Below are 10547 nucleotides of genomic sequence, written 5' to 3'. Positions count from 1 at the left end.
CGATTACATCGAGATGTTTTATAACCCCAAACGCCGGCACAGCAGCGCTATGCAGCTATCGCCAGTGGAGTTTGAGAAACGCTATTTCCAGAGCTTGGAAAGTGTCTAGGAAAGCCGGGGCGATTCAGACAGACCAATTAAACACCCGATCACATAAACCTATCCCCTCTCGCCAATAGTGATAATTTCGGAGCACCTCGCAGCCGGGGCATGAGATTCTTATCAAGTCAGGATAAAACTGACCTCCGTCAACAACCTCTAGAAAGATAATTCTGATTCAACTCAGAGAACTCCTATGTCTAGCGTTAATCCTTTACTGCCACTATGGACGGGCTCCAAAGGAAAACTATTAACCCTCACCAAGAACCTAATTATCAAGGACTAATCCTCAGAATGAATACTTTCAAATCCCTGTTCCTTACCTCCGCCATCCTGGCAGCAATGAGCACCCAAGTTCACGCCGCCGACGGCACCATCAACTTCACCGGTGAAATCATCGCTGCGTCCTGCGAGATCTCCGGCGGTGCCGGTGCCAACGTCAGCGGCGCTGCAGGCAATCAGGTCGTCGACGTGAATCTGGGCAAGGTCAGCATGGACTCCCTCGGCGGCGCAGCCGGTGCCGGCATTGCTGGCGGCACCGCAATCAACCTGCTCATCGATTGCGGCAACACCGCCGCCGGTCTGAATAGCGTCGAGCTGAAGTTCGACCCGATCGCCGGCTCGGGCATCGATGCCCGAAACGGCAAGCTGCTGCGTACCGAAGGCACCGCAGTCGGCGTTGGTATCGGCATCTACGACACCAACAATCAGCTGCTCAATTTGCAGGCTACCCAGCCCTTCGTCGCCGCTCTCGTTCAAAACGGCGACAACTACACCGCCGCGCTGAACATGCGTGCCGGCTACGTTGCAAACGGTGATGTCGTCGAGCCAGGTACCGCCAACGGCACCCTGCCCTTCACCCTGTCCTACAAGTAAGCGCTACCAGCGGGGGCGCAACGCCCCCGCATCACTACGAGGTTACTTATGAAAGCCATTAATCTTCTGCGTTTAGCCCAAGTGCTGGCCCTATCGGCTGTTTCCTCGGTGTGCCTAGCCAATATCCAGGTAGGCGGCACACGTATCGTCTACCCCTCCACGGACCGCGAAGCTTCTATCCAGGTACGCAACCAGAACACCACCGATATCATGATCCAGTCGTGGCTGGAACCTGCCGCCGGACAGGTCAGCAGCGATGTCCCATTCGCCCTCACGCCCTCTCTCGCCCGCCTGGGAGCCAAGAAACAGCAACTGCTGCGCATCTTCTACCAGGGCAAAGGCCTGCCGGAGAATCAGGAGACAGTCCTGTGGCTGAACATTCAGGAAATCCCCCAGGCCTCGACCAATGAAAACGGGCTGCAGATCGCTTTTCGCCAGCGCCTGAAGGTCTTCTATCGCCCCGCCAACCTGCCGGGGAGCGCCGAAGAAGCGGCCAAGTCCGTTAAATGGCATGTCCTGCACGAAAGCGGTAGAACCCGTTTGCTCGCCGCGAATACTTCCGCGTTCCATGTATCGCTGAACTCGGTGAAAGTCATAGCCAATATGAAGGAATACGAAGTCAAGTCGGAAATGCTTTCCCCCAAGGGAACCAACAAGATGACCATCGAAAAACTTCCAGACAACTACCAGGGCGATATCAAAGTGCACTGGGAAGCCATCAACGATTACGGCGCGATTACCAAGCACTCCACCACCGTGCAGTTCTAATTTCAAAAGCCACCCAAACAACCTATTCAAAGAGTCCACGGGATTTAGTTCCCAGGCCACGTTTCGCCCGGGAGGTGTCATCTTGCTCGCACGTACCTCATGTAAGCCAAACGCTTTATTCCGGCTAGCGCCGGGAGCTGGCGCTTATTGCCTGGCCGCACTGAGTCTGCTAAATGGCGCCCCGGTGATAGCTGCACAGTTCAACGCGTCCTTCCTCAAGGATAAGGGCGAGGGTGTTGATCTACGCTACTTCGAGAATGCCAACGCAGTACTCCCTGGCACTTACGATGTGGACTTGTATCTCAACCAGCGCCTGGATCGTCGTGCGGAAGTAACCTTTCAGAACGATCCAGAAGCCGAGATGGGTGAAGCGCGTCCCGTACTGCCCCTGGGGCTGCTGCGGAGCATGGGAGTCGATGTGGAGCGGCTGCAGCAGGAAGGCATCGTAGCGACTGATGCTACTGACGACGAGCCAGTGCACTTGCTGCGTATTGAAGATGCAGCCGTCGAGATGGACGTCGCCCAACTGGCACTTCAGATTAGCGTCCCGCAGGCCTACATCAAACGCAACTCCCGTGGCTACGTGGACCCCTCCCTTTGGGATGAAGGCATTACTGCGCTTTTCAGCGACTACCAAGTGAACCTCGATCGCAACAGCGATGCAGACTCCAGCAGCGATTACGGCTATCTCGGTTTGCGCAATGGCTTGAACATCGGCCCGTGGCGCCTGCGCAACGACTCCTCGATCAGGCAGGGCACCGGTATGCCGCGCACCTTCACCAGTAACCGGACCTTCGTTGAGCGCGATATTACCAGCCTGAAATCACGCTTCGCCCTGGGCCAGCTGTATACCGATGGGGACATCTTCGACAGCAGCCGAATCAAGGGCCTGCAGTTGAGCTCGGACACCGGCATGCTGCCGGACGACGAGGCCGGTTATGCGCCCACTGTCCGTGGTATTGCTGAATCCAACGCACGGGTGGAGATCCGCCAGAACGGGTACGTGATCTACTCCACCTCAGTGTCGCCTGGCGCCTTCGAGATTCGCGATATTTATCCCAGCGGATCCAACGGCGACCTGGAAATCACCATCGTCGAGGAAGACGGTCGCGAAAGGAAATTCACCCAGGCGTATTCCTACCTGCCCATCATGGCCCGGCGCGGTAGCCTGCAGTATCACCTGTCGCTGGGCCAGTACGACGGCGAACGTTCGAGCAAGCCCACCGTCCTACAGGGTACGGCTGTGTATGGCCTCGGCCATAACCTGACCAGCTACGGCGGTCTGCTGCATGCCGAAGACTACTCTGCCTTGAATGCCGGCGTTGGCGTCAACTCCTCCCTGGGCGGCATGTCCATGGACGTGACCACCAGCCGTTCGCGCCCCACTCGCGGCAAATCCACGGCTGGTCAGAGCGTGCGCTTCCTGTATTCGAAGACCCTGAACCAGACCGATACCACCTTCACCATGGCGGGCTATCGCTATTCGACTTCCGGTTATCGGACGCTGAATGAGCATATCGACGAACAGGAACGCGATCGCAACGACGAGTACTACTACTCAGGTCGCCCCAAGCATCGGCTGGACCTCACGGTAAACCAGGCCATCGGCTCCCGCGGCTCGGTGTATCTGAGCGCGGGCGAAACCAACTACTGGGACCGTACCGGCGGCACTCGGCGTCTGCAGCTGGGATTCAGCAGCAACTACAAGGATCTGAGTTACAACGTTTCGGCGTCACATACCCAGGATGTCGGACAAGCCGGCGGCTCGGACAATCAGTTGACGGTCTCGGTCAGCATCCCGTTTGGCTCGCGCGCACGCGCCCAGCGCTTCTACAGTAATGCCACCACAGCAGGCAAAGGACAGGACAGTTTGCAGGCTGGCGTCTCGGGCTACCTGAACGACAGCAACAACCTCTCCTATTCCGCGCATACCGGGCAGTTCGGCAGCGAACACAGTGCTGGCGCCGGCATGGCTTGGGATGCCCCCTCGGCGAAACTGGCCGGCAACATGTCTCGCAGCGGTACAGCCAACCACTATGATCTGACTGCCTCAGGCTCGGTGATCGCACACAGCGATGGCATCACCCTGAGCCAACCGGTCGGTGAGACTTTTGCGCTCATCGAGGTTCCCGGCGTCAAAGATGTTGGCCTGGAAAACTCACACGTGCGTACAGACCACGCAGGTTACATGGTGGCCGGCTATGTCCAGCCCTATCGCTACAACTGGTTGAATCTGGATACAAAGACTCTGGGCAGCGATGTGGATGTCGGAGAGACATCGAAACAACTGGTGCCGCGCCGCGGCGCCATAGTCAAGGCCAGCTTCGATGCCGCCTCCGGCCGCCGCATCCAGTTCGTACTTGCGCAGGCCGATGGGTCGCCCCTGCCCTTTGCCACCCAGGTGCTCGACCAAGACAACAAGCTGCTGGCGGTCGTAGACAACTTATCCCGCGCTTTGGTCTTCGGCATCCCAGAGAAAGGTACTTTGAAAGTGCGTTGGGCCAAGGGCAGTTGCGCGGTCCCCTACAAGCTGCCCGAACGCAACTCAAAACTGAAATATGAAGAAGTCAAGGCTACCTGTTCGGGAGAAATACTATGAAAACCTCCTCTCTAGCGCTTACGATCATCAGCCTTTTAGCAATGCAATCTTTATGGGCGGCAGAGGGCTGTCGCTGGTCTGATAACGGCGGAACGGAATTCAGAGTCGTGGAACGATCTGTGCCCGCCAGCATTGCACTCGCAAAGGTCAATATCGGTGGCGTAATGGCTAAGCAATACTCCGGCTCAGCTCCAGCCCAAGCTTATGGATGCCAACCTGTTAGTACATACCCAACGCTGGAGTATGGAGAGTATGTAACAACTGGCGCAAACGGGGGGCTGGCCGACGGATTCAGCAATGTATACAAAACCAACCTCAAAGGCGTCGGGGTCCGTTTCTCCCGCAATTCGACGACGATCTTGCCGTACAGTAAGGCTGTAGCCAATGCTAATAACTCGAATGTTTGGCAAACGAATTACTATATTATCGAATTCATTAGAACCGCCCGCGAAGTGGAAACAGGTACGTTGCACTACGACCATAAGCTGGAGCTTCGCGTCATGGGAGCTTCCGTAATGGAAGGTTTATTCATCGGCTCTACAAAGGTCAGCTCACCGAACTACTTTTCGGGCTGTTCAGGTGTAGAAAATCTAAACATCAATATGGGGCAAGTCCTCCTGAGGGACCTCGCAAAATTCACTCCCAAGGAATTCAACCTCGATGTTCTTTGCGAAGGATTGCCTGCAGGTACCAAGTTGCCCGTAAAAATCTATTTTGAAGGAAACTCACCCGGAGCTGGGCGCTTGAACCTCCAGCCTGGTGGAGCCGAAGGGGTTGAGATTTCCTTGACCAATGACAGAAAAGTCAAATTACCGTTCATTAAAGGATCCGCGTTGAGCATGGCCTGGACGCGCAGTGAAGCTTCCGGGGAAATCTATCGGCTTCCGATTGTGGCGCAATATGTAAAATCAGGCAGTGCCGATATAGTTCCAGGACGAGCGGATGCGATCCTAAATTACATACTGGAATATAATTAAAGCGGCGCTCAGGTCACGCAAACCTTATTCCAGTTAAGGAAAGTCTGAAGAAGACTGGTCTGACCCGGATCTGGTGGACAGGTAGTTAGAGTTATTTCTCGCATAGCGCCGCTCAAACTTCATCGGGCTGAGATAGCCCAGCGTCGAGTGGCGGCGTCGGCGATTGTAAAAGCGGATGTAATGTAGTCGAACAGGTCGGTTTTCGCCTCGTGGTAGCTGGCATAGCGCGTCAGGCACACCCGCTCAGCCTTCAGCGAACGGAAGAAGCTCTCCATCGCGGCGTTGTCCCAGCAGTTCCCGGGACGTGAATGGCTGGGCACGATTCGATGTCGCCGAAGCAAGCCCTGGTAGTCGTACGCGCAGTATTGGCTGCCTCGATCCGAGTGCAGCAGCACTTCTTCTTTCGGCTGTCGGCGTGCAATGGCAATCTCCAGCGCGGCCTGTACCAAGGCATGCTGCATGCGGTGGTGCATCGCTCAACCGACGACTGCGCGTGAATAGAGATCGAGCACGACAGCCATATACAGCCATATACAGCCAACCTTGGGCCGTCCGCACGTAGGTCATGTCCGAGGCCCAGTGCCGATTGGCGCGATCCGAGGCGAACTGGCGATCCAGGTGGTTCGGGGCAATCGGCAGAGCATGACGACTGCTGGAAACCAGCCGCCAGCGCTTGCGCGAGCGAACGCGTAGACCGGCTTCGCGCATCAGTCGAGCAACCCGGTGTCGACCACACGCATGCCCCATGGCCGCCAACTCGGTCTTGATTCGGCGATAGCCATAGATCCCATTCACCTCGTGGTGAATGGTGCGGATCTCCTTGCTCAGACGCCGACTCGCCACGTCTCTCGCCGAAAGTGGCCGCTGCTGCCAGGCATAGAAGCCGCTGCGGGATAGCGATCAGCCAACGCCTCGATGGCGCGGAACTTCACTTCGTGGGCTGCGAGAAGATGGCGAGCGTCTCGGCTACATGACGAAGCGGCGTGCAGGCAAGTACCTGGTCTACCGCCTCGCATTTAAAGGATTCGGGAAAACGTCTTATGGTCTGGATCATGAACACTCCTTGCGATGGACATTATCCACCTTAAGTCAGTGTCCACTCAGCCCGGGACAGACCAAGCTGACCTATCATTCTGCACAAGTGGAATTTAATCATTAAGAATAATCCCGGAATTCACCAATTGGAAATCTTCGCCATTTAATAGCGCCCAAAAAAAAGCCCCCGAGCGGCTTGGGGGCTGTGAAAATCCTACAAAGAGAGGCAGAGCAATCATGTACAAGCGCTCCAAGCACTGCGTTGCTCAGAGACAACAACATACTGGACGATCACTTGGAACCTATCGATAGGAACAATCCTATAAAGACATCAACATTTTTAATGCCAGCCCCAAGTGCCCGTCTTGTCTGGGCACTTGGCTAAGAAGCTGTCTTAACCAGCAACCAATTAGACTTCGCAGCAGGAGTCTTAAAGTCTCTGATCGTTCTCCGTCACTACGGCAAGCTCAAGGATTGACTCGATGGCACATTGAGTAGCGACCTCAATCACTACGCACGATTTCGAATAACATTCAGAAAATCTTATTTTTTTGCAAAAAACAGGAGAACTATATTGACTCAACAAAAAATTAACTACAAACATTAAGAACCCCTCAATAGTTAATATCGATGAAATCTAGCTCAAGGCGACTATATTGCCCACGCCGACCAAGACGAAATTTCCCAGTTCGATGGCTGGGCTTGATGTGCACTTGTTGGCGTGCACCTGGTGCAGTTTCCTCAATAAATCTACTGGGGCTGGCCCCGCTTTTTCTTGGCTTCAGCTAGTGCCTGTCGGAACCCACGCTTGCGCTACCGCATCTAAATTTGATAGGCCAAGACTTTCCCACTCGCCAGCAGGCCCACAAACACGATCAATGCTGCCGCCAAAATCCCCATCTATGCTCTTGCATGGCGATTTCTTGGAGACTTCTGTCGATTTGAGTCTTCCAGCAGTTGACCAAAGCAGCCGCGCCAGCCGGGTGGTACTGATGTTTCGCCTCAGGATTCCGCTAGCTTGTTGCCAGGTGGAGAGGACGAATTCCGCTCCCAAGTTTGAAGCCGCGTCACACTCTCTCGGAAATGACGCAGGCCTTTTCCAAGCATAACGCTGGAGAACACAAGCACTATGGAAGTCACGATCATCAGTGAGTAGCGCAAGGAGCCACCGTTACCAAAGCCGTAGTCGGATACCAGCGCAACTGCCGTCGGAGCCATCCCCAAGCCGAGCAGGCTAATCACAAGGCTGTAGATCGCTGTGGTCTGCCCTCGCATCGAGTTCGGCACAATCTCCTGCAGAGCTGCTACTGCTACCCCAAATGGCATACTCAGGCAGAAAATCGACGGAATCAGGATCATTGCCGCGAACCAGCCATTGTCCATAAGCGGGTAGATAATCACGGTCGGCAGGGCACCAATAGCGGCGTAGAAGCCTACACGCATGTTCGCATCCGTGTAGCCATGGCGGGTCATTATGTCGGCCAGCCGACCACCACAAAGCACGCCCAGGCAACCAAAGACGGCGACGAGACTGCCATAGGTGATACCGACCTGAGATGCGTCCCAACCGTAGGTGCGCATGAAGAAGCTGGGAATCCATGCACTTCCCCCATAACCCGCAAAAGCCAGGCCGGCGAAACCAAGGTTGTGGCACAGGATGGTACGGCGGTTTTGTGCGAGATACCGAGCGACATCGGCTACAGGAATCACCTGCCCCGCTCCAAGCCCCTGGCGAACGGGCTCTCGAATGGCCAATAGCAGAAGGCTGAAGGCAACACCGATGGCGCCAAGGATCAGGAAGATCATCTGCCATGGCCTCAACTCCCCCACGACCAGAAGCTCAACGTTGCCCTGCGCGGAGGCGAACTTGATAACAATGCCACCGAGCAGGAAAGCTACCCCAGAGCCCAGGTAGATCCCCATGGAGTAGACACTAATGGCCGTAGAGCGACGCTCAGGAGGGAAGCTGTCGGCAATCATCGAATAGGCTGCCGGCGTCAGGGCAGCCTCCCCGACAGCGACGCCAATCCGTCCGATGAGGAAATGCCAGTAGAGCTTCGCCACCCCGCACAAGGCAGTGGCCGCGCTCCAGAACAGAATGCCCACCGCAATCAGCCCTCTGCGGCTGCGAGTGTCAGCAACTCGGCCTAACGGGATGCCGCAGGCGGTATAGAACAATGCAAAAGCCATTCCCATCAACAAGCTCAGCTGGGTATCGGAGATGGCCAGGTCTCTTCGTATAGGATCGACCAGCAGGTTGATGATCTGCCGATCGATAAAAGACAGCACGAAGGCTGTCAGAAGGATAGCGACCGTAACCCAGGCACGAAGTCGCGAGGGATAAGGACTGTTGTTCTTACACATCGAGATTCCTCCACCTTACTCACACGGTAGTTCAAACTCCGAATGGCAAGAGCTGGTCTGTCCCGGATCTGGTGGACAGGTAGTTAAGAGTTATTTCTCGCATAGCGCCGCTCAAACTTCATCGGGCTGAGATAGCCCAGCGTCAAGTGGCGGCGTCGGTGATTGTAAAAGCGGATGTAGTCGAACAGGTCGGTTTTCGCCTCGTGGTAGCTGGCACAGCGCGTCAGGCACACCCGCTCAGCCTTCAGCGAACGGAAGAAGCTCTCCATCGCGGCGTTGTCCCAGCAGTTCCCGGGACGTGAATGGCTGGGCACGATTCGATGTCGCCGAAGCAAGCCCTGGTAGTCGTACGCGCAGTATTGGCTGCCTCGATCCGAGTGCTGCAGCGCTTCTTCTTTCGGCTGTCGGCGTGCAATGGCCATCTCCAGCGCGGCCTGTACCAAGGCATGCTGCATGCGGTGGCGCCTCGCTCAACCGACGACTGCGCGTGAATAGAGATCGAGCACGACAGCCATATACAGCCAACCTTGGGCCGTCCGCACGTAGGTCATGTCCGAGGCCCAGTGCCGATTGGCGCGATCCGAGGCGAACTGGCGATCCAGGTGGTTCGGGGCAATCGGCAGAGCATGACGACTGCTGGAAACCAGCCGCCAGCGCTTGCGCGAGCGAACGCGTAGACCGGCTTCGCGCATCAGTCGAGCAACCCGGTGTCGACCACACGCATGCCCCATGGCCGCCAACTCGGTCTTGATTCGGCGATAGCCATAGATCCCATTCACCTCGTGGTGAATGGTGCGGATCTCCTTGCTCAGACGCCGACTCGCCACGTCTCTCGCCGAAAGTGGCCGCTGCTGCCAGGCATAGAAGCCGCTGCGGGATAGCGATCAGCCAACGCCTCGATGGCGCGGAACTTCACTTCGTGGGCTGCGAGAAGATGGCGAGCGTCTCGGCTACATGACGAAGCGGCGTGCCGGCAAGTACCTGGTCTACCGCCTCGCGTTTGAAGGATTCGGGAAACGTCGTCTGGTCTGGGTCATGAACACTCCTTGCGGTGGACATTATCCACCTTAAGTCAGTGTCCACTCAGCCCGGGACAGACCAGATATCGTGTCAGCCTATCCTAGCTAAGCTCATGTATGATGTGAAAAGCTAAATGAGGAGAAACATAATGCGACTGCTTCATACTATGTTACGCGTAGGTGACCTGGATAAGTCCTTGGACTTCTATACCAGAATCTTAGGAATGACCCTACTGCGCAAGTCAGATTATCCCGAAGGTAAGTTCACGCTCGCTTTTGTTGGCTATGGTAATGAAGAAGACAGCAGTGTCATCGAACTGACCCATAACTGGGGCGTCGATAGCTACGAAATTGGCACTGGCTATGGCCATATCGCCCTTGAAGTTCAAGACGCTGCTAAAGCTTGTGATGACATCCGAAATAATGGCGGCGTCGTTACGAGAGAAGCAGGCCCAATGAAGCACGGCACAACAGTTATCGCATTTGTTGCGGATCCTGACGGTTATAAAATCGAGCTCATTCAAAAATCTACTTGACCCGCTTTACCCCAGCAGACCTCGCCTTCACGAGGTCTGCTTTGCACTTTGTCAATTCTGACAAAAGTGAAACTTCCCTAACCAACGCAGCTTCATAAAGGTCTCTGTACTGATTAAAAAGTTCACGCAGCTCTGAATCGCCCCGGTTTTCCTAGACACTTTCCAAGCTCTGGAAATAGCGTTTCTCAAACTCCACTGGCGATAGCTGCATAGCGCTGCTGTGCCGGCGTTTGGGGTTATAAAACATCTCGATGTAATCGAACACATCACTGCG

The 10547-nt window shown here is 55.5% G+C and carries 13 protein-coding genes and 1 pseudogene; 6 read left to right on the top strand and 8 right to left on the bottom strand.

What is annotated here, in order from left to right:
• From IB274_RS29310 to IB274_RS29290, 5 genes are all read left to right on the top strand, one after another.
• A partial coding sequence (locus IB274_RS29310; protein WP_143972353.1) for an IS3 family transposase occupies window positions 1-109 on the top strand: 109 nt, incomplete at its 5' end.
• A gap of 284 nt (window positions 110-393) precedes the next feature.
• Window positions 394-975, top strand: coding sequence for a fimbrial protein (locus tag IB274_RS29305; RefSeq protein ID WP_192436271.1), 582 nt, complete (start codon window positions 394-396; stop codon window positions 973-975).
• Between the two features lie 48 nt (window positions 976-1023).
• Window positions 1024-1743 (top strand): molecular chaperone, encoded by a 720-nt coding sequence (locus IB274_RS29300; RefSeq protein WP_192436270.1) that lies wholly within the window; start codon window positions 1024-1026, stop codon window positions 1741-1743.
• An 82-nt stretch (window positions 1744-1825) separates the two neighbouring features.
• Window positions 1826-4342: a fimbria/pilus outer membrane usher protein gene (locus tag IB274_RS29295; protein ID WP_225615096.1), complete on the top strand. Its 2517-nt coding sequence runs from the start codon at window positions 1826-1828 to the stop codon at window positions 4340-4342.
• Window positions 4339-5319, top strand: a complete 981-nt coding sequence (locus IB274_RS29290; RefSeq protein ID WP_192436269.1) for a fimbrial protein — start codon at window positions 4339-4341, stop codon at window positions 5317-5319. The genes IB274_RS29295 and IB274_RS29290 overlap by 4 nt, the downstream gene beginning before the upstream one ends.
• Before the next feature lie 33 nt (window positions 5320-5352).
• Here IB274_RS29290 and IB274_RS30250 read toward each other — a convergent pair whose 3' ends face one another.
• The 7 genes and pseudogenes from IB274_RS30250 to IB274_RS29265 form a co-directional block, all read right to left on the bottom strand.
• Window positions 5353-5496, bottom strand: a complete 144-nt coding sequence (locus IB274_RS30250) for a hypothetical protein (RefSeq protein ID WP_412548461.1) — start codon at window positions 5494-5496, stop codon at window positions 5353-5355.
• Window positions 5439-5792: a DDE-type integrase/transposase/recombinase gene (locus tag IB274_RS29285; protein ID WP_192436268.1), complete on the bottom strand. Its 354-nt coding sequence runs from the start codon at window positions 5790-5792 to the stop codon at window positions 5439-5441. Before IB274_RS29285 ends, IB274_RS30250 begins: the two co-directional genes overlap by 58 nt.
• A 208-nt stretch (window positions 5793-6000) precedes the next feature.
• Window positions 6001-6162 (bottom strand): annotated as a pseudogene (locus IB274_RS30245) (IS3 family transposase); the annotation flags it as partial.
• 85 nt (window positions 6163-6247) lie between these two features.
• Window positions 6248-6373, bottom strand: a complete 126-nt coding sequence (locus tag IB274_RS29880; RefSeq protein WP_263866469.1) for a hypothetical protein — start codon at window positions 6371-6373, stop codon at window positions 6248-6250.
• A 983-nt stretch (window positions 6374-7356) separates the two neighbouring features.
• Entirely contained in the window at window positions 7357-8718 is a 1362-nt protein-coding gene (locus IB274_RS29275; RefSeq protein WP_192436267.1) for a spinster family MFS transporter, read from the bottom strand.
• Window positions 8719-8801: 83 nt separating this feature from the next.
• Window positions 8802-9173: an IS3 family transposase gene (locus tag IB274_RS29270; protein ID WP_192436266.1), complete on the bottom strand. Its 372-nt coding sequence runs from the start codon at window positions 9171-9173 to the stop codon at window positions 8802-8804.
• Between the two features lie 15 nt (window positions 9174-9188).
• Entirely contained in the window at window positions 9189-9545 is a 357-nt protein-coding gene (locus IB274_RS29265; protein WP_192436265.1) for an IS3 family transposase, read from the bottom strand.
• Between the two features lie 341 nt (window positions 9546-9886).
• Here IB274_RS29265 and gloA point away from each other — a divergent pair, with 341 nt between their 5' ends.
• The gene (gene gloA / locus IB274_RS29260; RefSeq protein ID WP_192436264.1) at window positions 9887-10273 is read left to right on the top strand and encodes a lactoylglutathione lyase; all 387 of its coding nucleotides are present in this window, start codon (window positions 9887-9889) and stop codon (window positions 10271-10273) included.
• Between the two features lie 151 nt (window positions 10274-10424).
• Here the strand turns inward: gloA and IB274_RS29255 are convergent.
• On the bottom strand, window positions 10425-10547 hold a 123-nt coding region (locus IB274_RS29255; RefSeq protein ID WP_192436263.1), incomplete at its 5' end, for an IS3 family transposase.

The sequence above is a fragment of the Pseudomonas sp. PDM18 genome (assembly GCF_014852585.1).
Lineage (GTDB): Bacteria > Pseudomonadota > Gammaproteobacteria > Pseudomonadales > Pseudomonadaceae > Pseudomonas.
Note: the sequence above shows the minus strand (reverse complement) of the source record. Positions and strands in the feature narration are given on the sequence as shown.

Excerpts from the sequence above, each read along its gene's own strand:
- gloA (WP_192436264.1), top strand. The coding sequence starts at position 9,887 with ATGCGACTGCTTCATACTATGTTACGCGTAGGTGACCTGGATAAGTCC.
- IB274_RS29305 (WP_192436271.1), top strand. The coding sequence starts at position 394 with ATGAATACTTTCAAATCCCTGTTCCTTACCTCCGCCATCCTGGCAGCA.
- IB274_RS29275 (WP_192436267.1), bottom strand. The coding sequence starts at position 8,718 with ATGTGTAAGAACAACAGTCCTTATCCCTCGCGACTTCGTGCCTGGGTT.
- IB274_RS29300 (WP_192436270.1), top strand. The coding sequence starts at position 1,024 with ATGAAAGCCATTAATCTTCTGCGTTTAGCCCAAGTGCTGGCCCTATCG.
- IB274_RS29270 (WP_192436266.1), bottom strand. The coding sequence starts at position 9,173 with ATGCAGCATGCCTTGGTACAGGCCGCGCTGGAGATGGCCATTGCACGC.
- IB274_RS29285 (WP_192436268.1), bottom strand. The coding sequence starts at position 5,792 with ATGCACCACCGCATGCAGCATGCCTTGGTACAGGCCGCGCTGGAGATT.
- IB274_RS29880 (WP_263866469.1), bottom strand. The coding sequence starts at position 6,373 with ATGATCCAGACCATAAGACGTTTTCCCGAATCCTTTAAATGCGAGGCG.
- IB274_RS29290 (WP_192436269.1), top strand. The coding sequence starts at position 4,339 with ATGAAAACCTCCTCTCTAGCGCTTACGATCATCAGCCTTTTAGCAATG.